Below are 19,354 nucleotides of genomic sequence, written 5' to 3' on the forward strand. Positions count from 1 at the left end.
AATGAACATGAACACTTTCAGCAAAGTCTTGACCGGTACCCTTCTCGCCCTGTCCATCAACAGCGCGTTCGCAGGCAATGGGGTTGAGCACAACACCCAGGCGTTCCTCGACGTGCTGAATGCCGGCACCGGCAAACCGATCGAACAGCTCCCCCCTGCCGACGCCCGTGCGGTGTTGGTGGGTGCGCAGGCCGGGGTGAAGCTGACGCTGCCCAAAGCCGATGTCAGCGAGAAGACCATTCAGGTCGACGGCCAACCGATCAGCCTGACCATCGTTCGGCCGGCCGGGGTCAAAGGCGAGCTGCCGGTGTTCATGTTCTTCCACGGTGGTGGCTGGGTGCTGGGGGACTTCCCGACCCACGAACGGCTGGTTCGGGACTTGGTAACGGGGTCCGGTGCGGCGGCGGTGTTCGTCAATTACACCCCTTCGCCCGAGGCGCATTACCCGGTGGCGATCAACCAGGCCTACGCCGCGACGAAGTGGGTGGCCGAGCACGGTAAAGAGATCAACGTCGACGGCAAACGCCTGGCCGTGGCCGGCAACAGCGTCGGTGGCAATATGGCGGCCGTGGTTGCGCTGATGGCCAAAGACAAGGGTACGCCGGCGATCAGGTTCCAGGTATTGCTGTGGCCGGTGACTGACGCCAGCTTCGAAACGGTGTCCTACAACCAGTTTGCCGAGGGGCACTTCCTCACCAAAAACATGATGAAGTGGTTCTGGGACAACTACACCACCGACGCCGGGCAACGGAACGAGATCTACGCCTCACCGCTGCGGGCAACCACCGCGCAACTCAAGGGATTGCCACCCGCCCTGGTGCAGACGGCCAGCGCCGATGTACTGCGCGATGAAGGTGAAGCCTACGCCCGCAAACTCGACGAGGCCGGTGTGCCGGTCACGGCGGTGCGCTACAACGGCATGATCCACGACTACGGTTTGCTCAACGTCGTGAGCCAGGTGCCCGCGGTGCGTTCGGCGATGCTGCAGGCGTCCGAAGAGCTGAAGCAACACCTGAAATAAAAGCAAAAAGATCTTTCGGAAATGAAAAAGCCCGACTCAATGGTCGGGCTCTTTCATTCCTCAAGCGGTGCTTATTTAGCACGGCCTTTGTAGGAACCGCCTTCGCGGGTATCGATCTCGATCATGTCGCCGATTTCGATGAAGTCAGCTACCGACAGTTCGGTACCGTTCTTCAGTTTGGCAGGCTTCATCACCTTGCCGGAAGTGTCACCGCGAGCGGAACCTTCGGTGTAGTCAACCTGACGCACGATGGTGGTCGGCAGTTCTACGGAAACCAGACGCTCTTCGAAGAACACGGCTTCGCAAACATCGGTCATGCCTTCTTCAACGAAAGGCAGAACGGCTTCGATGTCTTCAGCGTTCAGCTCGTACATGGTGTAGTCAGTGGTGTCCATGAACGTGTAGGAGTCGCCGCTGATGAAGGACAGGGTCGCTTCTTTGCGGTCCAGGATCACGTCATCCAGCTTGTCGTCCGCACCGTAAACAGTTTCGGTCTTGTAGCCGGTCAGCAGGTTCTTCAGCTTGGTCTTCATGATCGCGCTGTTACGACCGGACTTGGTGAATTCAGCTTTCTGAACCAGCCAAGGATCGTTGTCGATACGGATCACCATACCGGGTTTCAGTTCTTTACCAGTTTTCATTACGAATATCCGAATTTGGATGGGATTTACAAAAATCTAGGCCGCGTATCATATCCAATTTAGGTAAAACTGTACCAGCGCTGCGGCAAGATCTGCGTGCAAGGCTTGTTCCAGACACCACGCCTCGGCATGTTTTTCCAGTTCCGGCCAATGTTTGCGGGTTGATTTCCAGTGCTCGGCCATTGTCTCACCTGAATTCCACGCCCGCCATAGACCGCTGATCGCCTCGCCGGCAGATGGGGACAGGCCTTGGGTATACAGGGTCAGGAAGGCGTCGAGCTTGTCCAGATGGATGTCTTCGTCCTGCCTATAGATGTGCCAGAGCAGCGGCCGGCCTGCCCATTGGGCACGGACAAAGGAATCTTCGCCGCGCACGGCGTTGAAATCGCAGCTCCACAGCAACTGGTCATATTGATCCTGTCGGACGAACGGCAGCACTTGCACGGTCAAGGCATCACGTACATGCACCGCCCCGGTAGTCAGCCCGCCTACCCCGAGCCAACGCTCGACGTCGCCGAGAATCCGGCCTTCGGGCACCAGCAGATGAGTGGGCGTCGAATCGGCAGCCAGGGTATCGAGCCAACTGGCCAGCGCGGTATTTTCGTAGGCAAACAGCGAGATCAGCTGTGCATTCGGCGCGCGATCAACCCCCAGTTCTTGCAGGAACTCTCGCTGAGCTTGTGGATTTTGTTGAAACTGCCGACGCCGCTCAAGCAACCCCCTCTCACGCAGCAGGCCACCGGTGCCCTTGCGAAAACCCGGGAAGAAAAAGAACTTCTGCACGTTCTTGTACTTCACCGACGGCAAGCCATGGCAGCCGACGACCCAGTCCTCGGCGCTCAGATAATCAAGGTTCATCCACAACGGCGGTTTTTCCCGCTCGGACATGGCCTCCATATAAGCACTCGGCAACTGGCAGGCAAACGCGGCGATGACGACATCTGCAGCGTCGGTGGGTTGCCAATCGGCCGACCATTGCCGTACCTCGACGCCCTGTTGCCACTGCTGCGCAGCGTTGATATCGATTTGCGGACACAATCGCTCGAAGGCCCGCAGGTCGTCGACCCACAAGCGCACCGCCACGCCATGTTCGGCCACCAGTTGTCGGGCCAGACGCCAGGTCACGCCGATGTCGCCGAAGTTGTCGACCACGGTGCAAAAAATATCCCAGCGCCCGCAGTTTTTCATTGGAGGCATTTCAGGCATTCCAGGCTCCCGTTGGCAAAGGCGCCGATTGTCCGCATAAATTACCCCGTGCAGAAGAGCCGACGGCGATTAATCTTCATGCGACAATCGCCACTCGCCCGCGACCACCCGCCAGGAGGCAGTAATGCCCTATCGCCCCAACCCGCGCCGTCCCTTGCCGATCCAGTTCAATGCACTGCACCTGACCGGCAGCATTGCCCTCGGTTTGTGGCTGGGATTTATCGCGATCGCCCTGACCTGCTGGCTCGCCTGGCGCCTGTTGTTCAACGAGCAATTGGCGCCCTTGGCCCAAGCGGTGGAGCAACTGGCCAGACCGCCGATGATTGAGCAACCCGCTGGGCAAAACCCGATGTTCGAACAGTACGAGGACCACCTGCGCCGCAACGAGCAGCAGCAAATGGTGGAACAGGCCAGAAGCAGCCAACACAATCTGTCCAATCCAAAATGCCAGTTCTGGCTGCAACAGGACCAGACCGCACCGAGCGAAAAAAGCCGTGCGAACGTCCTGCAATTCTGCGATTGATCATGAAGCGCTCTATGCACAAACCGACCGTCCACCAACTGATTATCGACAAGCTGCGGATCGATCTCGACATCGCCGAGCGTGCCGCGCAAACCGCTTACGAAACCGCGACCCACGAAGAAAACATAGCCGAAAACAAGTACGACACCCTGGGGCTGGAGGCGTCTTATCTGGCGGCCGGACAGGCTAGACGGGTGGAGGAAATCAGACTGTCATTAGCATTGTGCCAGAACCTGACACTGCGGCCTTATGACGACCGGCGCGGTATCGAAGTCGGCGCCCTGCTCGGCCTGGAAGACGAAAAGGGTCGCGAACAATGGCTGTTCCTGGCCCCCGACGCGGCCGGGTTGAAGGTGGATCTGGTGGGGCAACTGATTACCGTCATCACCCCTCGCTCACCGCTGGGCAAAGGCCTGCTGGGCAAGTTCGAAGGGGATGAAGTGGAGATTCTGGTGGCGGGCGCTCGGCAACAGTTTTCTGTCACCGAGGTGGTCTAAGCAAACCCTTAATGGACCGGCAGTTCGACGCCGTCGAACAGCTCTTCCAGTTCCTGTTTGTTGTGGCACTGAATGGCCTTGGCCATCACTTCGCGTGTCAGATGCGGCGCGAACTTCTCGATGAAGTCGCACATGAAGCCACGCAGGAAAGTGCCGCGACGGAAACCGATTTTGGTAATGCTGGATTCGAACAATTCGCTGGCATCGAGCACCACCAGGTCGCTATCGAGCTTGGTGTCGACCGCCATTTTCGCCACGATGCCCACACCCAGGCCCAGACGAACGTAAGTCTTGATCACGTCGGCGTCGGCGGCAGTGAACACCACTTTCGGTGTCAGGCCACGGTGACTGAAGGCTTCGTCGAGTTTCGAACGGCCGGTGAAACCGAACACGTACGTCACGATCGGGTATTCGGCCAGGGCTTCGAGGGTCAGCTTCGACAGCTTGGTCAGCGGGTGGCCCTGAGGCACGACCACGCAGCGGTTCCATCGGTAGCACGGCATCATCACCAGGTCACCGAACAGCTCCAGGGCTTCGGTGGCGATGGCGAAATCGACGGTGCCGTCCGCGGCCATCTCGGCGATCTGCATCGGCGAACCCTGGTGCATGTGCAGGGCAACGTCCGGGTATTGTTTGATGAAATTGCTGATCACCGGCGGCAATGCATAACGCGCCTGGGTGTGGGTGGTGGCGATCGACAGGGTGCCCTTTTTCTCGTTGGAGAATTCCTGAGCGATCTGCTTGATGCTTTCAACCTTGCGCAGGATTTCGCCGGCAGTGGTGATGATGCGCTCGCCGGCCGGGGTCACGCGGGTCAGGTGCTTGCCGCTGCGAGCGAAAACCTCGACCCCCAATTCGTCTTCCAGCAGACGGATCTGCTTGCTGATGCCCGGTTGCGAGGTGTAGAGGCTTTGGGCTGTAGCAGAGACGTTGAGGTCGTGGTGCGCCACTTCCCAGATGTAGCGCAATTGTTGAAGCTTCATATGAATCCCTCAAAGCAGGTAGACGCCACGGGCATCAGCGACGGTATATAACTATATTAATGGTTAGACCAATAAATCTAGAACTTTTTTATCAAAATGCCATTATTCGTGTTCTAGCGATCCTCTTTGCGGCGACGCTCCACCAGCGGCACCAGATAGACCGGCACCCTGGCCAGTTGCAACACGCGTGCAGCGGTTCGGCCCAACGGCGTTTCCGCACCGGCACCATGGCTGTGACTCCCTACGATCAGCAAATCGACAGAGAGTTTCTGTGCCTGGTCGAGAATCACCTGCGACGGATCGCCCTGCAGCACCCGCACTGCCTGGATCCGCTGCAGGTCCTGCTCTCCTTCATCCCCCAGCTCTTCGCGAAAGTTGTCGAGCACCCGTTGCTGGATATTGGCGATCACATTGTTCAGACCCTGACTGTGAAATTCGTTCAAGGACTTCTCGTCGAGATAACTCTGCAACACGGATTCGGCAAACAGCCCCATGGGCTCTACCGCATGCACCACATACAAGTCGGCATTGAATGTTCGAGCCAGTTCCAAGGCATGCTGCATCACCAATGGTGCGTACAGACCCAGGTCAGTGGCATACAGCATCGAACGAATCATATGACCTCCTCGAATGCCAACATGGCGGAGATTTGATTCAGCTTAGCAGTGCCGCAGCGAGTGCGGCGTCCGGCGCAACGCATTGAACCGCCGGGCTTTAAACCGATGGCTCGTTACTGATGCCATGGGGCACGTGCCCGGTGGCAACCACTTCACGGGCCAGCTCGCAATGGCCGGCCTGATCGTCGAAAAATACATCGGCGGCAAAGGCTTCGAGAAAAGCCGACTTGGTCAGACCGCCGAGGAACAGCGATTCATCCAGACGAATATCCCATTCGCGCAAGGTGCGGATCACCCGTTCATGGGCCGGCGCCGATCGCGCGGTCACCAACGCGGTGCGGATCGGACAGGCGTCATCGGGGAACTCGCGCTGCAACAGGTTGAGCGCCGCGAGGAAGCCTTTGAACGGCCCGCCACGCAAAGGCTCGCGAGCCGCCTCACGTTCGCTGGCTTGAAACGCCGCAAGGCCTCCCGACTGATAGACCCGTTCCGATTCGTCGGAAAACAGCACCGCGTCACCATCGAACGCAATGCGCAATTCATCGCTGGCGGCGCGGCTGGCACCGCCCGACAGAATGGTCGCTGCGGCAAAACCGGCATCCAGCGCACTGCGCACATCGTCGGCATGGGTCGACAGAAACAGGTCGCAACCAAAGGCCTTGAGGTACGGATAAGGACTGCGCCCGCCGACGAATGCCGCGCGCGATATCGCCAGGCCATAGTGATGAATCGAGTTGAAAACCCGCAGGCCGGTGTCCGCGCTGTTGCGCGATACCAGGATCACTTCGACCCGGGCACGGCCGAGACGGGCGTTCAGATTCAGGAGTTTTTCCACCAACGGGAATGCATCGCCGGGCTCGAGAATTTCGTCTTCGTGTTCGATCTGGTACTGCCGATAGGCTTCGACCCCGCTCGACAGATAGACCTTGTGGCTCTCGCTCAAGTCGAACAGCGCTCGCGAAGAAATCGCCAGCACCAGTTTGTCGTCTATGCCATTAGCCATGCCCTTCCCCCTTCCTTGACCGACTCAGCGATTACGGCGGTCGATAAAACTCAAGCTGCGATACAAGGCCTCGATTCGCGGCAATTCACATCCCGCCGCCTTCGCCGCTGCCAGTGGCCGAGTGTAGATCGCCTCCAGCTCCAGCGGCCGCTTGTGCAGAAAATCGTGGTACATGCTCGGCCAGTAGTCGGGCATTTTCTCGGTCATCATGAACAGATAGTCGGCGTAACCCGACGGCATGTCATGCCCGCAGGCCTTGGCCCCCCGAACTACTTCGGCCATCAAGGCCTGAATCAGCGCGCGGCTGTCGGTATCCGCCATCAACGGTGTGGTGCTGGCCCCGAGCAGCACCGACAGACCGTTGTAGGGAATATTCCAGACCAGTTTCTGCCAACGTGCCTGCTGCAGGTTCGCCATGGCCTGGGCGTCGATGCCAGCAGCGCGGAACAGCCCGGCGCCTTCTTCGACGATGTTCATGCGTGACGGTTCATCGGCGGCGGGGCCACTGTGGTAGCCGACATTCACCGCACCGAGCGCTTGATGGGTGATGACCCCAGGGCCGGTGCGATGGACGCAAATCAGACAAAGCCCGCCGAGCAGGTGCAGCGAATCAGGGAGCAGTCCGCGCAGACTGTCTTCGACGTCCAGGCCATTTTGCAGCAACAGCACTTTGGCATCAGGTGCCGCGGCTTGAATGATGGCCGGTGCCAGGTCCGCGTTACTGGTGGTCTTGGCGCCTACCAGCAGCCAGTCACAGGGCGGCATGTCGGCAGCCGACGAATAGGCCTGAACCGGGTTCAGGGTCAGCGGGCCCAATGACGCATGGTCCAGATGCAAACCGCGTTCAGTCACCGCTGAAAACTCGCTGCGCAACAGAAAATGCACATCGAAGCCGGCACGCGCCAGCATCAGCCCGTAGAAACCACCGATCGCGCCGGTCCCGATAATGCCGATTGTCGGCCTGGTCACTGTCATGGCAATTCCTCTGCTGGTCGATTCAACGCCCGCCCCACGGCCTCGTTGAGCGCCGCGCGGGTCAGACGCGACTGTAGCGCCCCGAAGAACTCGCCGTCGCGCACCACAAACAGCGCCGGCAAATGAAAGACCCGATAACGCTCGACCGCCCCGCCATTGTTGCCGGCATCGATCCAGCACAGTCGATCGACCGCCAGATCGAACCTGGGCAATTGCTCACGGGCAAAGCGGCAACTGGCGCAGCCAACGCTGGTGAAAATCACCAGGGAAATGCCGCTCATTGCCAGTAGCCGTTGGTCGGCGTCGAAATCGGTCAGTTCCGATTCGACCACTATACTGGGAGAAACAGTGTCAAGTGGCCGACACAGGGAGTCCGTGTTCATGAGACGTTATCTTCCTCATCCTGACGATGTGCCCGTCGAATTAACGTTGTTCAAACATGAGTGTATTTCGCGGCAACAGCTGCACACTATCAGCCTCGGTGGCATGGCTTGCAATTACCACCGCGCGTGGCGCCACGGTACGGCGCTGGAAGTACGCATGCCGACCCTGAACCCGGACTTGCGTTTCCTGGGTTATGTGGCGTGGTGTTTGCGACGCAAACGCGGCTATCTGGTGGGCATCGCCTTCGTCGACGAACAGACGCTGTTTTGCGCGCGGATGGGTGAGCAGATCTGCCAGATCGAACGTTACTGTCGCCAGCATGACCCGCACGACGACCTGCAGGATATTCAGGCCCTGGCTCTGGAATGGGTCCAGCATCACGCCGACGAGTTCTCCCACGACGCCGTTCGCAAGGCATTTGCACAGCCAGTGCTGGATTAGGGGGCGTTTGCCCATTGTCGAGCCACGGTGTAACGCGCTAAGGTTCGACTCCCCGACGCGCTTAATTTGCTGTGCTCCGCCGCGCGGGTTCGCTGGCGGCCGGCACCCGTGACCTGACGAGTAAACGATGGCTGATTTACCGATCAACGACCTTAACGTCGCCTCCAACGAGACCCTGATCACTCCCGATCAGCTCAAGCGTGATATCCCTCTGAGCGACGCTGCCCTGCGCACCGTCACCAAGGGTCGCGAAGTCATTCGCAACATTCTTGATGGCACCGACCACCGCCTGTTCGTCGTGATCGGGCCGTGCTCGATCCATGACATCAAGGCTGCCCACGAATACGCCGAGCGCCTGAAGGTGCTCGCGGCCGAAGTGTCCGATACCCTGTACCTGGTCATGCGCGTGTATTTCGAAAAGCCACGCACCACCGTCGGCTGGAAAGGCTTGATCAACGATCCGTATCTGGATGACTCGTTCAAGATTCAGGATGGCCTGCACATCGGTCGTCAATTGCTGCTGGACCTGGCCGAGATGGGCCTGCCGACCGCGACCGAAGCCCTCGACCCGATCTCCCCGCAATACTTGCAGGACCTGATCAGTTGGTCGGCGATCGGCGCACGCACCACCGAATCCCAGACTCACCGTGAAATGGCTTCCGGCCTGTCCTCGGCCGTCGGCTTCAAGAACGGCACCGATGGCGGCCTGACCGTGGCGATCAACGCGCTGCAGTCGGTTTCCAGCCCGCACCGCTTCCTGGGCATCAACCAGGAAGGTGGCGTGTCGATTGTCACCACCAAGGGCAATGCCTACGGTCACGTGGTATTGCGCGGCGGTAACGGCAAGCCGAACTACGATTCGGTCAGCGTCGCGCTCTGCGAACAAGCACTGAACAAGGCCGGGATCAAGCCCAACATCATGGTCGATTGCAGCCACGCCAACTCCAACAAGGACCCGGCCCTGCAACCCCTGGTGATGGAGAACGTCGCCAACCAGATCCTCGAAGGCAACCAGTCGATCATCGGCCTGATGGTCGAAAGTCACCTGAACTGGGGCTGCCAGGCGATCCCGAAAGACCTCGCCGACCTGCAATATGGCGTGTCGATCACCGATGCCTGCATCGATTGGACTGCCACCGAAAACACCTTGCGCAGCATGCATGCCAAGCTCAAGGACGTGCTGCCTAAACGCGATCGCAGCTGATCGCCATTTCGCGCATAAAAAAACGCCAGGTTTGAACCTGGCGTTTTTTTATGGGTTGGTTTTGTTCACAACTTGGCGGCATGCCGTTGGTGACGCTCCATATAGCGCTCCACGTAGGAGCACGATGGAATCACCGTATAGCCCATTTCATCGGCGTATTGCAGTGCCTGCTCGGTCAATGCCGCCGCAATGCCGCGACCACGCAGCGCGTTGGGCACAAAAGTGCGATAAATATCCAGGGTCTGCTTCCCCAGATCCATATAGGTCAGGTAGGCACGATAACCGTCCACAGTGGTCTCGAACTGATGACCAGCCTGGTCATGGTGGATGGACAACGCCTCGCTCATCACTACTCCTCGCGGGTCTTTAATTCTGACCCCTACCTTACCGATGTTTTTCCGGCGAAGGAACCTCTACGCCACCCCGTGCCTGAATGGACATCGAGAGTGCAGCACCCATCTCGCGCAACCGAGCACGTATCAAATAGTAGGCACCATTGGCAAAAATGCTCAAGGGACGCTCGTCATCGTGCATCGGCTGGCGAGGGTTGCTGCGAATTACGCAGGGACGGCTCGACCGAAGATTTCCCGGGTCGAAGCCTGAACATTGCCGGACATTGAGACTTAAGACGAACGCCCTTTGTTTAAGTCACTCAACATGGATAAAGATATGAGAGCGGCTGTGCAAAATTCGAACAAAAGTGTGGACGAATCCATCTAGACAGACTTTAGCCAAGACTGAAAAACAGCTGCCGACACCGGGAACTTTTCTCCCTCGGCTCACTCACCTCGGGCCTCGCAGCTGGATATTTTTCATACAACGCAGTTAAAAGTTGCTCGAAAAAGAATCAACGCCTACAATTTTTTTTGCTTCTTGCGCTACGTCAGTTTACTTACTACAAGTAATGGGTAGTATGTACGCCGGCTATTTCCTCACTCTGAGGAGACAGCTACTTAATAGAAAGTCCTTGAAGGGGAACACGATGAACAACGTTCTGAAATTCTCTGCTCTGGCTCTGGCCGCAGTTCTGGCTACCGGTTGCAGCAGCGTATCTAAAGAAACCGAAGCACGTCTGACTGCTACTGAAGACGCAGCAGCTCGCGCCCAAGCTCGTGCAGACGAAGCTTACCGTAAAGCTGATGAAGCTCTGGCTGCTGCTCAAAAAGCACAACAGACTGCTGACGAAGCTAACGAGCGTGCTCTGCGCATGCTGGAAAAAGCTAGCCGCAAGTAATAGTCCTTCGGGATTGTTATCAAGCCGACCCATATTTTGGGTCGGCTTTTTTATTGCCCGGTGTTTCTGCTGGCGATAAAAAACCCGCCGACGCGGCTTGCATCGGCGGGTTGCTTTAACGCGTTACTGCTGCAGGTCGATCGGTGCACTCGATACCATCGGTGCCGACGTACCCGGTACGGCGATTTCCACCGGCAGACCATCTTCAGCCGCGACCACGTCACGCACTACATCCCAGTTCATGCGCAAGTTGTTGGTGATGTCCTCACGCTTGAGCATCGCATTGATCACCGCGGTGTGCTTGTCGACCACCGAAGGGTTGCCCTTGTCGTCAAGTGGCGTGTGCGCTTCCAGATAAACCTTGCCGCCACTGAGGCCGAACTTGTACGGATCGTTGATGATGCGCACCGACGTCCCTACCGGCACCATGCTGGCCATTTCCAGCACGTTGTTGTTGAACATGCGGAAGCAGCCGTGGCTGGTACGCATGCCGATGCCGAACTTCTTGTTCGAACCGTGGATCAGGTAGCCCGGCGTGCCCAGGGTGAATTTGAACGGCCCCAGCGGGTTGTCCGGGCCGGCCGGCACGACGTTCGGAAGCGGGTCGCCATCGGCGGCGTGTTCGGCCTTGATCGACGCTGGAGGCGTCCAGCTCGGATTAGGCGTCTTGGCAATGATGCTGGTGTGGGCAATCGGCGAGCCCCAGCCTTCACGACCGATACCCAGCGGGAAGGTGTACACCACGTTCCGGCCTTTCGGGAAATAATAGAGGCGGTATTCGGCCAGATTGATGACGATGCCTTCACGGGGGCCCGGCGGCAGGATGAAGCGCGTCGGCAGCACAATTTCGGTGCCTGCGCCCGGCAGCCATGGATCGACGCCAGGGTTGGCCGCGACCATCTCCGAATAACCCAGATCGTAGGCGGTGCCAAGGTCGGCGAAGGTGTCTTCGTACTTGGCCTTGATCACTTGCACCTGGCCGACGATGTCTTCACCAGGTGGTGGCAGGGGCAACTCCAATGCTGCTACCGGACCCGCGACACAGAGGGCGGCAAGAGTCAGGCAGCGGGTGACGGCGGGAAAGCGCGGCAACATCCGGAAAATCCTTCGCATGATCGACAAGGCTATAAAAACCCGATTGTACACCGCCGCCCGTTATTTCGGGGAGATGCAAGACCTGTGGCAAGCCCCCTCGCCACAAGGGACTAGAGCTCGAACCGCAACTCGGGCCAGATCGGCGAGGTGCCGCGCTTTTGCGATTCCAGAATGGCCCGGCACAGTGAGCACAGGCGCTGGTCCTGGAACACGGTACGGTCAACGCTCGACCAGCGCGGCTGCGCCGGCAACAGGCTGCCGCACAAGGTTCGGTCCGCCGAGCCGCCCAGCTCCAGCTGACGGGTCACCAAATGCACCCGCACTTCCTGACAGGCGAACAGATCCAGCTGTTCGTCAGGCTCGATCAGTTGGTAGGCAAAAAGGGACCAGGCAGGACGCGGCATCGGGGGCTCCAAATCGGGGGCGCCACATTAGCCGAAAGCCTGCCGCTAGAAAAGGTCTCATAACAGCGGTTTTAGTGCAGGCCAGACATTTTCCAGCAACTTGCCCTGCGCGCCCGCCGCCGGGTGCAGGCCATCGGATTGCATCAAGTCCGGATGACCGCCCACGCCGTCGAGAAAAAACGGCACCAGGGGGATCTTTTTCTCGTCGGCCACCTTGATGAAAACCTCGGCGAACGCCTGGGTGTAACGCACACCATAATTGGGTGGCAACTGCATGCCCAGCAACAGCACCTTGGCGCCGCTGACGCGGGAGCTGTCGATCATCGACGCAAGATTTTGTTGCAATTGTATTGGCGGCATTCCGCGCAAGCCGTCATTGCCTCCCAACTCGAGAATGACGAGCTCGGGCTTATGCTCTGCAAGCAGCGCCGGCAGGCGCGCCCGGCCTCCGGCACTGGTGTCGCCACTGATGGACGCATTGACCACTTTATCGTCGAAACCTTCGCGCTTGAGCCGTTGCTCGAGCAATGACACCCACCCCACCCGGGTATCCAGGCCGAAACCGGCGCTGATACTATCGCCAACGATCAGGACTGTACCCGCCGCTGCGTTCTGGGCCATGCACATCAAGGCCAAGCCAGCACTCAAAAACCACACACGCATCGGATTCTCCATGGGCGCAAGCATTCTCACCGCGAAGAACCTTAGCAAAGTGGTTCCCAGCGCGGAAGGTGAACTGACCATCCTGCACGAACTCAGCCTGGAACTGAACAAGGGCGACAGCCTGGCCATCGTTGGTGCCTCCGGTTCCGGCAAATCCACCCTCCTGGGCCTGCTCGCCGGCCTTGATCTGCCGAGCAGCGGCGAAGTCACGCTCGCCGGTCAAGACCTGAGCAATCTCGACGAAGACCAGCGCGCCCGCATCCGCGCCGAACACGTGGGATTTGTCTTTCAATCATTCCAGCTACTCGACAGTCTCAACGCTCTGGAAAACGTCATGCTGCCGCTGGAGCTCGATGGCCGCAAAGACGCTCGCGACCGTGCCACCGAATTGCTGCAACGGGTCGGCCTGGGCCAACGTCTGACCCACTCACCACGGCAACTCTCCGGTGGCGAACAGCAGCGCGTGGCGATTGCCCGTGCATTTGCCGCCGAACCCGACGTGCTGTTCGCCGATGAACCCACCGGCAACCTCGACAGCCATACCGGCGAGCGCATCAGCGATCTGCTGTTCGAACTCAACAAGGAAAGCGGCACGACCCTGGTGCTGGTGACCCACGACGAACGCCTGGCACATCGCTGCCGGCGCCTGATTCGCCTTGAAGCCGGCCTGCTGGTCGCCCCTCTGGAGCCTTGATGGCACGCCTGCCGCTGTTGCGCCTATTCAGCCTCGCCATCCGTCAACTGCTGCGTGATGCCCGCGCCGGTGAGTTGCGCGTGTTGTTCTTCGCCTTGCTGGTGGCCGTGGCGTCGAGTACCGCCATCGGTTACTTCGGTGCCCGCCTGAACGGCGCCATGCTGCTGCGCGCCACCGAGTTTCTCGGCGCCGACCTGTTGCTCGAAGGCAGCTCGCCCGCACGGGCGGAACAGATCAAGAGTGGCACCGAACTGGGCCTTGAACACGCTCAGGTGGTGGAGTTTTCCAGTGTCATCGCCACCGACAACGGCATTCAGCTGTCCAGCATCAAAGCCGCCGATGACGTCTACCCGTTGCGTGGCGAGCTGAAAAGCGCTCCCGCGCCGTTCGCGCCCGAAGAGCCCGGCGGCGGCCCGAAACCCGGCGAAGCCTGGGTCGAAGCGCGACTGCTGACCGCACTGGACCTGAAGATCGGCGACAGCATCGATGTCGGCATGAAAACCCTGACACTGGCGCGGGTGCTGACCTACGAACCGGATCGCGCCGGTAACTTCTACAGCCTGACGCCACGGGTGCTGATCAACCTCAGCGACCTTGAGGCAACCGGCGTGGTGCAACCCGGCAGCCGGGTCAGTTACCGCGAACTCTGGCGCGGCAACACCCAGGCGCTGGAAACCTATCGTCAATTGATCAAGCCGGGCCTGGCCGCCAACCAACGCATCCAGGATGCCCGCGACGGCAACCGGCAGATTGGCGGCGCGCTGGGCAAGGCCGAACGTTACTTGAACATGGCCAGTCTGGTGGCGGTGTTGCTGTCCGGCGTGGCGGTGGCGCTGTCGGCGACACGCTTCGCCACCCGCCGATTCGATGCCAGCGCGCTGCTGCGCTGCCTGGGTCTGTCCCGCCGGGAAACCATGGTGCTGTTCAGTCTGCAACTGACCGTACTCGGATTGCTCGCCAGCATCAGCGGCGCCCTGCTCGGCTGGCTGGCACAGCTCGGGCTGTTTGCACTGCTGCGGGATTTGCTGCCGACCGATGTTCCTCCGGGCGGACTGTTGCCTGCCATCGCCGGGATCGGCACCGGGCTGGTCGCGCTGGCCGGGTTCGCTCTACCGCCATTGGCCGCCTTGGGTCGCGTGCCGCCGCTGCGGGTGTTGCGTCGCGACATGCTGCCGATTCCGTCCAGCACCTGGATGGTCTATGGCGCGGCGCTGGGCGCCCTCGGCCTGATCATGTGGCGCCTGAGCCTGGACCTGCTGTTGACCTTCGCCCTGCTCGGCGGCGGTGTGATCGCGGCGCTGGTGCTTGGCGGTTTACTGTTGCTGCTGCTCAAGAGCCTGCGCCAGATGCTGGCGCGCGCCTCATTGCCATGGCGCCTGGGGTTGGGCCAACTGCTGCGCCATCCACTGGCGGCAGCGGGTCAGTCGCTGGCTTTCGGTTTGATTTTGCTGTCCATGGCGTTGATCGCTTTGCTGCGCGGCGAGTTGCTCGACACCTGGCAAAACCAGTTGCCGAAAAATGCCCCGAACTATTTCGCCCTTAACATCCTGCCGGCGGACAAACAGGCCTTTGCCGACCGACTGATGGAGTTGTCGGCCCAATCGGCGCCGTTGTACCCGGTGGTGCCGGGGCGGCTGATCAGCATCAATGGCGAACCGGTGCAAGACATCGTCAGCAAGGATTCGGCCGGTGATCGAGCCATTCAACGCGACCTGAGCCTGACCTGGGCGGCAGACCTGCCGGCGGGCAACAAGCTCACCGCCGGCAACTGGTGGGATCAGCAACCTGCGGATGAAATACCGGGTGTTTCGGTGGAAGGTAAGGTCGCCGAAAGCCTCAAACTCAAGCTCGGCGATCACATGGTGTTTAGCGTCGGCGGGGTCAATCGGGAGGCAAAAGTCACCAGCCTGCGGGAAATCAACTGGGACAACTTCCAGCCGAACTTCTTCATGATCTTCCAGCCCGGCACCTTGAAGGACTTGCCGGCGACCTACCTGACCAGCTTCTATCTGGCGGCCGGTCACGATCAGCAGATTGTCGACCTGTCCCGCAGCTTTCCGGCCGTGACCATTCTTCAAGTCGAAGCCTTGCTGGAGCAGCTGCGCAGCATCCTCGCGCAGGTCACCCTGGCGGTGGAGTACGTGCTGTTGTTTGTATTGGCGGCGGGGATGGCGGTGTTGTTCTCCGGCTTGCAGGCAACCCTCGATGAACGCATTCGCCAAGGCGCGTTGCTGCGAGCGCTGGGCGCCGAGCGGCAGTTACTGGTCAGGGCCCGGCGTATCGAGTTCGGTTTGCTCGGCGCGGTCAGTGGGTTGTTGGCGGCGCTGGGCTCGGAATTGGTGAGCCTGGTGCTCTACCGCTATGCCTTCGACCTGCCCTGGCATCCGCATCCGTGGTTGCTGGTGTTGCCGCTGATCGGCGCCGTACTGATCGGCGGTGCCGGTGTATTCGGCACGCGCCGCGCCTTGAATGCCAGCCCGCTGACAGTCTTGCGCGAGGGTTGATAAACTCAAGCAATCTGATTTATCAAGAACTCAATCACAAGAAGTCGCCATGAGCCGTTATCGCCCTCCCCGCACCGCCGGCACCGCGCTGATCACCCCCGAAGGTGAAGCGCGGATGCGCGCAGAATTTCATGAGCTCTGGCATGTGCGCCGACCACAAGTGACGCAATCGGTCAGTGAGGCGGCGGCCCAGGGCGATCGCTCGGAAAACGCCGAATACACCTACGGTAAAAAGATGCTGCGCGAGATCGACAGTCGCGTGCGCTTTCTCACCAAACGCCTGGAAGCGCTCAAGGTCGTCAGCGAAAAACCCAGCGATCCGAACAAGGTTTATTTTGGCGCGTGGGTCACGATTGAAGATGAAGACGGCAAAGAGTCGCGCTATCGCATTGTCGGGCCAGATGAGCTGGATCTGAAACTAGGCCTGATCAGCATCGACTCACCGTTGGCGCGCGCCTTGATCGGCAAGGCACTGGACGCCGAAGTGCGGGTGCAGACGCCGACTGGCGAACAATGCGTGTATATCGTGGCGATCGACTATCTTTAAGGCACGGCGCTCTGAGCCTCAGCAGCGGGCAATCAGCCCTTGGCGCGCGACGCGGGTCAGTTGCTTGATCATTTCAGGGGCGTCCTCGGCGCTGGGCGCCTGAATCACCGCCAGATCGAAACTGTCGTTGGCAAACCGTGCCAGTGACTCGCCGTCTTCGACAAACTGGATCAGGAAAGCGGCCGGACCACCACTGCGACGTGGCCAGCCATCGAGGTAACGCAACAGCGTCGGCTGATGTTTACCGCCAAGCAGGATTTTTGGATTGCGCTGGGTGAGATGTGCCGTGATCGGTGCAGGGCGTACAACGGGGTTCAATGCATTCATTGTGTCGTGTCTCTGCCTCAAAAGTCTGCATGGCAGGTGAGAGGCAACACCGAACCAGCGCTTTAGCGGTATTTCGAAGCCTGTTTCAAGCTTCTATCGGCAACTGAATGAGTCACCTGGCGCCCCGCAAGTAGCTGTTTAAATCGGCGCATGGGCAGCATCCTAGAGAAGCTGACCGGACAGTGTCAAGAATCACCAGCAACAAAAAAAGGCCCGCACAGTGCATCACACTGTGCGGGCCTTTTCGTTGAGCCAGAGCGGTCAGTCGGCGATGGCGCGGTCTACCGAGAGCTTGCCTGCACCTTCGATCAGCACCGCGAGGCTGCCGCCAAGCAAAGCCAGGGCGAATTCATAACCATTGTTGGCCATGAACAGACCGTTGCTGATGTGCACCGAGAAAATAGCCACCAGCGAAAGGAAGGTCAGCCCCAGCGCCGCCGGGCGTGCCAGCAGGCCGATGATCAGCGCCAGACCGCCGAAGAACTCGGTACCACCGGCCAGGATCGCCATCAGGTGACCGGGTGCCAGGCCGATGCTTTCCATGTACTGCGCGGTGCCGGCAATGCCGTAGCCACCGAATGCCCCGAAGAGTTTCTGTGCGCCATGAGCTGCGAAGATGATGCCGACGAAAATCCGCAGAATTGTCAGACCGTAGCCTGCGCGGGTGGACAGTACCTTGTTGATCAGTGTGCTCATGTTGTGTCATCCATTGTGAGTGTGTGTTGGTTGGCCGCTATATTAATCAATAAAACATATACTAAAAGCGCAAAAAATCCGCCATAACTATCAGTTTAGTCGATCATTTCCATGTAGCCACTTTCGGTCCCTGAGGCTCCAACGACTCCCGTTCCCGATCGAATGCCAAGTAATACTTGTTCACGCTATTAACATAGCTGACAGCGCCCATCCCCACCTGCTCCATGGCAATGCGCTCGACCTGGAAAAACCACTGATCAGGATTCAGGCCCCGCCGCCGAGCCTCGGCGCGCATGCCCTGGACCCGTTCCGGTCCCATGTTGTAGGCCGCCAGCACGAACGCCATGCGCTCGCGTTCGTTGAATTTTGGACTGGCAAAGAACTTGCGGCGAATCATCGCCAGGTACTTGGCGCCGGCCTGCACATTGGCATCGAGATTTTGAATGTTACTGACCCCGACCCGTTGGGCGGCGGACGGGGTGATTTGCATCAGGCCGGTAGGGCCGCTGCCGCTTTTGGCGTCGGGTTGCAGTGCCGACTCCTTGAAGGCCAGCGCCGCCAGGTTCAGCCAATCCATGCCCTGAGCGTCGGCGTGCTTTTGCAGCACCGGTCGAAGTTTTTCCAGGCGCTGCCGATCGGCTTTGGCCAAAGGGTAGTGCACTTGATACAAGCGCCGATAAATCCGCAGGAACGCCGCATCCTGATCCGATGGCTTCTTGTAGGTCGTCAGGAAGCGATCGATGCTCGCCCGCAGCATCGAGGCGTCCCGGCGCACGAACCAGTATTCCTCGCCCGGCTCGCTGATCAGGACCTGTCGATCGAAGCGCAACTTGGGCAGGATCTTGCCCCAGCGCTCGGCGATCGGTTGCTCGACGATGGTCAGATGAAAGATCCCGCCCTGGACCATTTCCAGCACGTCCTCGACGGCCAGGCTTGGATCGACCCACTCGATTTTCACCGGGGGCAATTTGAGCAGTGCGAGCTTCTGGTTGATCTGACTGACCGCATCCCCGGCAGCACTGCCGGTGGGCAGCGCGAGGGTTTTGCCCGAGAGTTGTTCGAGGCGGGTGTAACGTCGTTCGCCTTTGATCCCCACCAGCAGCAACGGCACATTGCTGGTAATCGGTTCACTGGTGCTGACTGCGTGGCCCGATTGCGGGTCGAGCAATTCCCCCGGCGCGACCATATCCCCCTCCCCGCGCTGCAACGCACCGAGCAGTTGATCCTTGGCTTTGGGAATGATCTTGAGGGTGATTTCCTGGCCGTCGCGGGCATGGCCATTAAGGTATTGCTCGAAAGCCCGCAGGCGGTGGTACTCGACGCCGATGGCCTGGCCCTGGACTTCGCCGGAGCTATTGCGGCTCTGGTTGACCAGCACTCGCAGCACACGACTGTTGCGAATCTCCGCCAGGTCGCGGACCTTGGCCGCCGGCACGGTTTGCAACGGCCCGGCCAGACGCGCAACCGCCGGCATTGGCAGCAGCAACGAACAACACAGCATTAACAAAACCGAGGGACGTGTCATCCACTCTCCGGAAAGAATACTGGCCAACCTCATGGGTGATTTCATGGGATCGGGCGACAGAAACAGAGCGCCTGAAGCGCTGGCAAAGTGCGAGAGAGTGGCACAGTGATAGCAAACCTGCCAACGCGACCTGTCTCGCGGCCTCAACAGACAGCTTTAACTCGTTGTAG

General features: G+C 59.6%; 23 protein-coding genes. 9 read left to right on the forward strand and 14 right to left on the reverse strand.

The annotated features are described in order from the left end of the window. Positions 1 to 7 precede the first annotated feature (7 nt). Positions 8 to 1,021, forward strand: coding sequence for an alpha/beta hydrolase (locus HCU66_RS11030; RefSeq protein ID WP_205888518.1), 1,014 nt, complete (start codon positions 8 to 10; stop codon positions 1,019 to 1,021). Between the two features lie 71 nt (positions 1,022 to 1,092). On the opposite strand, the gene HCU66_RS11035 is transcribed toward HCU66_RS11030, so the two are convergent. Together HCU66_RS11035 and earP are read right to left on the reverse strand one after the other, a co-directional pair. Continuing rightward, positions 1,093 to 1,662, reverse strand: a complete 570-nt coding sequence (locus HCU66_RS11035) for an elongation factor P (protein ID WP_205888519.1) — start codon at positions 1,660 to 1,662, stop codon at positions 1,093 to 1,095. A 48-nt stretch (positions 1,663 to 1,710) separates the two neighbouring features. Beyond that, a complete protein-coding gene (gene earP, locus HCU66_RS11040; RefSeq protein WP_205888520.1) occupies positions 1,711 to 2,868 on the reverse strand; it encodes an elongation factor P maturation arginine rhamnosyltransferase EarP in 1,158 nt (385 codons plus the stop codon). A 124-nt stretch (positions 2,869 to 2,992) separates the two neighbouring features. On the opposite strand from earP, the gene HCU66_RS11045 reads away from it, so the two are divergent. Both HCU66_RS11045 and HCU66_RS11050 read left to right on the forward strand, forming a co-directional pair. Then, positions 2,993 to 3,391, forward strand: a complete 399-nt coding sequence (locus HCU66_RS11045; protein ID WP_205888521.1) for a hypothetical protein — start codon at positions 2,993 to 2,995, stop codon at positions 3,389 to 3,391. A 14-nt stretch (positions 3,392 to 3,405) separates the two neighbouring features. Beyond that, complete coding sequence (locus HCU66_RS11050; protein WP_205888522.1) at positions 3,406 to 3,888, forward strand: GreA/GreB family elongation factor; 483 nt, start codon at positions 3,406 to 3,408, stop codon at positions 3,886 to 3,888. An 8-nt stretch (positions 3,889 to 3,896) separates the two neighbouring features. Here HCU66_RS11050 and cysB read toward each other — a convergent pair whose 3' ends face one another. From cysB to HCU66_RS11075, 5 genes are all read right to left on the reverse strand, one after another. Then, positions 3,897 to 4,871, reverse strand: coding sequence for an HTH-type transcriptional regulator CysB (cysB, locus tag HCU66_RS11055; RefSeq protein WP_007899921.1), 975 nt, complete (start codon positions 4,869 to 4,871; stop codon positions 3,897 to 3,899). 113 nt (positions 4,872 to 4,984) lie between these two features. Then, positions 4,985 to 5,488 (reverse strand): universal stress protein, encoded by a 504-nt coding sequence (locus HCU66_RS11060; protein WP_205888523.1) that lies wholly within the window; start codon positions 5,486 to 5,488, stop codon positions 4,985 to 4,987. Positions 5,489 to 5,585: 97 nt separating this feature from the next. After that, positions 5,586 to 6,491 carry a 5'-nucleotidase gene (locus tag HCU66_RS11065; protein WP_205888524.1) on the reverse strand — a complete coding sequence of 302 codons (906 nt, stop codon included), beginning with the start codon at positions 6,489 to 6,491 and terminating at the stop codon, positions 5,586 to 5,588. 24 nt (positions 6,492 to 6,515) lie between these two features. Next, a complete protein-coding gene (locus HCU66_RS11070) occupies positions 6,516 to 7,466 on the reverse strand; it encodes a putative 2-dehydropantoate 2-reductase (RefSeq protein WP_241015453.1) in 951 nt (316 codons plus the stop codon). Next, positions 7,463 to 7,849: a thioredoxin family protein gene (locus HCU66_RS11075; protein ID WP_205888525.1), complete on the reverse strand. Its 387-nt coding sequence runs from the start codon at positions 7,847 to 7,849 to the stop codon at positions 7,463 to 7,465. Before HCU66_RS11075 ends, HCU66_RS11070 begins: the two co-directional genes overlap by 4 nt. On the opposite strand from HCU66_RS11075, the gene HCU66_RS11080 reads away from it, so the two are divergent. Together HCU66_RS11080 and HCU66_RS11085 are read left to right on the forward strand one after the other, a co-directional pair. Beyond that, entirely contained in the window at positions 7,848 to 8,291 is a 444-nt protein-coding gene (locus tag HCU66_RS11080; RefSeq protein ID WP_205888526.1) for a PilZ domain-containing protein, read from the forward strand. The genes HCU66_RS11075 and HCU66_RS11080 overlap by 2 nt on opposite strands. Positions 8,292 to 8,418: 127 nt before the next feature. Beyond that, positions 8,419 to 9,495 (forward strand): 3-deoxy-7-phosphoheptulonate synthase, encoded by a 1,077-nt coding sequence (locus HCU66_RS11085; protein WP_205888527.1) that lies wholly within the window; start codon positions 8,419 to 8,421, stop codon positions 9,493 to 9,495. Positions 9,496 to 9,560: 65 nt separating this feature from the next. Here HCU66_RS11085 and HCU66_RS11090 read toward each other — a convergent pair whose 3' ends face one another. Beyond that, entirely contained in the window at positions 9,561 to 9,842 is a 282-nt protein-coding gene (locus HCU66_RS11090; RefSeq protein ID WP_007939987.1) for a GNAT family N-acetyltransferase, read from the reverse strand. Positions 9,843 to 10,477: 635 nt separating this feature from the next. Between HCU66_RS11090 and oprI the strand changes: the two genes are divergently transcribed. Next, complete coding sequence (gene oprI, locus HCU66_RS11095) at positions 10,478 to 10,729, forward strand: outer membrane lipoprotei OprI (protein ID WP_003448337.1); 252 nt, start codon at positions 10,478 to 10,480, stop codon at positions 10,727 to 10,729. 123 nt (positions 10,730 to 10,852) lie between these two features. On the opposite strand, the gene HCU66_RS11100 is transcribed toward oprI, so the two are convergent. The 3 genes from HCU66_RS11100 to HCU66_RS11110 all read right to left on the reverse strand — a co-directional run bounded on the left by HCU66_RS11100 (position 10,853) and on the right by HCU66_RS11110 (position 12,891). Then, positions 10,853 to 11,824 (reverse strand): L,D-transpeptidase family protein, encoded by a 972-nt coding sequence (locus HCU66_RS11100; protein WP_205888528.1) that lies wholly within the window; start codon positions 11,822 to 11,824, stop codon positions 10,853 to 10,855. Between the two features lie 110 nt (positions 11,825 to 11,934). After that, positions 11,935 to 12,228 (reverse strand): hypothetical protein, encoded by a 294-nt coding sequence (locus HCU66_RS11105; protein ID WP_007899882.1) that lies wholly within the window; start codon positions 12,226 to 12,228, stop codon positions 11,935 to 11,937. Positions 12,229 to 12,285: 57 nt separating this feature from the next. Next, entirely contained in the window at positions 12,286 to 12,891 is a 606-nt protein-coding gene (locus HCU66_RS11110) for an arylesterase (protein WP_205888529.1), read from the reverse strand. A gap of 10 nt (positions 12,892 to 12,901) precedes the next feature. Here HCU66_RS11110 and HCU66_RS11115 point away from each other — a divergent pair, with 10 nt between their 5' ends. Genes HCU66_RS11115 through greB form a run of 3 tightly spaced genes read left to right on the forward strand, consistent with a single transcriptional unit; the run spans position 12,902 to position 16,636 of the window. Beyond that, a complete protein-coding gene (locus tag HCU66_RS11115) occupies positions 12,902 to 13,585 on the forward strand; it encodes an ABC transporter ATP-binding protein (protein WP_205888530.1) in 684 nt (227 codons plus the stop codon). Next, positions 13,585 to 16,089, forward strand: a complete 2,505-nt coding sequence (locus tag HCU66_RS11120; RefSeq protein ID WP_205888531.1) for an ABC transporter permease — start codon at positions 13,585 to 13,587, stop codon at positions 16,087 to 16,089. The genes HCU66_RS11115 and HCU66_RS11120 overlap by 1 nt, the downstream gene beginning before the upstream one ends. 49 nt (positions 16,090 to 16,138) lie before the next feature. Continuing rightward, the gene (gene greB / locus HCU66_RS11125) at positions 16,139 to 16,636 is read left to right on the forward strand and encodes a transcription elongation factor GreB (RefSeq protein ID WP_129436988.1); all 498 of its coding nucleotides are present in this window, start codon (positions 16,139 to 16,141) and stop codon (positions 16,634 to 16,636) included. Between the two features lie 18 nt (positions 16,637 to 16,654). Here the strand turns inward: greB and HCU66_RS11130 are convergent, their stop codons facing one another. From HCU66_RS11130 to HCU66_RS11140, 3 genes are all read right to left on the reverse strand, one after another. After that, on the reverse strand, positions 16,655 to 16,963 hold the full coding sequence (locus HCU66_RS11130) for a class I SAM-dependent methyltransferase (protein WP_205888532.1): 309 nt from the start codon (positions 16,961 to 16,963) through the stop codon (positions 16,655 to 16,657). A 261-nt stretch (positions 16,964 to 17,224) separates the two neighbouring features. Further along, positions 17,225 to 17,659 (reverse strand): DoxX family protein, encoded by a 435-nt coding sequence (locus tag HCU66_RS11135; protein WP_205888533.1) that lies wholly within the window; start codon positions 17,657 to 17,659, stop codon positions 17,225 to 17,227. Between the two features lie 103 nt (positions 17,660 to 17,762). After that, positions 17,763 to 19,184: an MltF family protein gene (locus tag HCU66_RS11140; protein WP_205888534.1), complete on the reverse strand. Its 1,422-nt coding sequence runs from the start codon at positions 19,182 to 19,184 to the stop codon at positions 17,763 to 17,765. Positions 19,185 to 19,354: the final 170 nt, after the last annotated feature.

Origin of the sequence: Pseudomonas frederiksbergensis (assembly GCF_017114915.1) — a bacterium.
Lineage (GTDB): Bacteria > Pseudomonadota > Gammaproteobacteria > Pseudomonadales > Pseudomonadaceae > Aquipseudomonas > Aquipseudomonas frederiksbergensis_I.

What these genes read in the sequence shown, in the direction of transcription:
- HCU66_RS11030 (WP_205888518.1), top strand. Translation starts at nt 8, where the DNA reads ATGAACACTTTCAGCAAAGTCTTGACCGGTACCCTTCTCGCCCTGTCC.
- HCU66_RS11035 (WP_205888519.1), bottom strand. Translation starts at nt 1,662, where the DNA reads ATGAAAACTGGTAAAGAACTGAAACCCGGTATGGTGATCCGTATCGAC.
- earP (WP_205888520.1), bottom strand. Translation starts at nt 2,868, where the DNA reads ATGCCTGAAATGCCTCCAATGAAAAACTGCGGGCGCTGGGATATTTTT.
- HCU66_RS11045 (WP_205888521.1), top strand. Translation starts at nt 2,993, where the DNA reads ATGCCCTATCGCCCCAACCCGCGCCGTCCCTTGCCGATCCAGTTCAAT.
- HCU66_RS11050 (WP_205888522.1), top strand. Translation starts at nt 3,406, where the DNA reads ATGCACAAACCGACCGTCCACCAACTGATTATCGACAAGCTGCGGATC.
- cysB (WP_007899921.1), bottom strand. Translation starts at nt 4,871, where the DNA reads ATGAAGCTTCAACAATTGCGCTACATCTGGGAAGTGGCGCACCACGAC.
- HCU66_RS11060 (WP_205888523.1), bottom strand. Translation starts at nt 5,488, where the DNA reads ATGATTCGTTCGATGCTGTATGCCACTGACCTGGGTCTGTACGCACCA.
- HCU66_RS11065 (WP_205888524.1), bottom strand. Translation starts at nt 6,491, where the DNA reads ATGGCTAATGGCATAGACGACAAACTGGTGCTGGCGATTTCTTCGCGA.
- HCU66_RS11070 (WP_241015453.1), bottom strand. Translation starts at nt 7,466, where the DNA reads ATGACAGTGACCAGGCCGACAATCGGCATTATCGGGACCGGCGCGATC.
- HCU66_RS11080 (WP_205888526.1), top strand. Translation starts at nt 7,848, where the DNA reads ATGAGACGTTATCTTCCTCATCCTGACGATGTGCCCGTCGAATTAACG.
- HCU66_RS11075 (WP_205888525.1), bottom strand. Translation starts at nt 7,849, where the DNA reads ATGAACACGGACTCCCTGTGTCGGCCACTTGACACTGTTTCTCCCAGT.
- HCU66_RS11085 (WP_205888527.1), top strand. Translation starts at nt 8,419, where the DNA reads ATGGCTGATTTACCGATCAACGACCTTAACGTCGCCTCCAACGAGACC.
- HCU66_RS11090 (WP_007939987.1), bottom strand. Translation starts at nt 9,842, where the DNA reads ATGAGCGAGGCGTTGTCCATCCACCATGACCAGGCTGGTCATCAGTTC.
- oprI (WP_003448337.1), top strand. Translation starts at nt 10,478, where the DNA reads ATGAACAACGTTCTGAAATTCTCTGCTCTGGCTCTGGCCGCAGTTCTG.
- HCU66_RS11100 (WP_205888528.1), bottom strand. Translation starts at nt 11,824, where the DNA reads ATGTTGCCGCGCTTTCCCGCCGTCACCCGCTGCCTGACTCTTGCCGCC.
- HCU66_RS11105 (WP_007899882.1), bottom strand. Translation starts at nt 12,228, where the DNA reads ATGCCGCGTCCTGCCTGGTCCCTTTTTGCCTACCAACTGATCGAGCCT.
- HCU66_RS11110 (WP_205888529.1), bottom strand. Translation starts at nt 12,891, where the DNA reads ATGCGTGTGTGGTTTTTGAGTGCTGGCTTGGCCTTGATGTGCATGGCC.
- HCU66_RS11115 (WP_205888530.1), top strand. Translation starts at nt 12,902, where the DNA reads ATGGGCGCAAGCATTCTCACCGCGAAGAACCTTAGCAAAGTGGTTCCC.
- HCU66_RS11120 (WP_205888531.1), top strand. Translation starts at nt 13,585, where the DNA reads ATGGCACGCCTGCCGCTGTTGCGCCTATTCAGCCTCGCCATCCGTCAA.
- greB (WP_129436988.1), top strand. Translation starts at nt 16,139, where the DNA reads ATGAGCCGTTATCGCCCTCCCCGCACCGCCGGCACCGCGCTGATCACC.
- HCU66_RS11130 (WP_205888532.1), bottom strand. Translation starts at nt 16,963, where the DNA reads ATGAATGCATTGAACCCCGTTGTACGCCCTGCACCGATCACGGCACAT.
- HCU66_RS11135 (WP_205888533.1), bottom strand. Translation starts at nt 17,659, where the DNA reads ATGAGCACACTGATCAACAAGGTACTGTCCACCCGCGCAGGCTACGGT.
- HCU66_RS11140 (WP_205888534.1), bottom strand. Translation starts at nt 19,184, where the DNA reads ATGACACGTCCCTCGGTTTTGTTAATGCTGTGTTGTTCGTTGCTGCTG.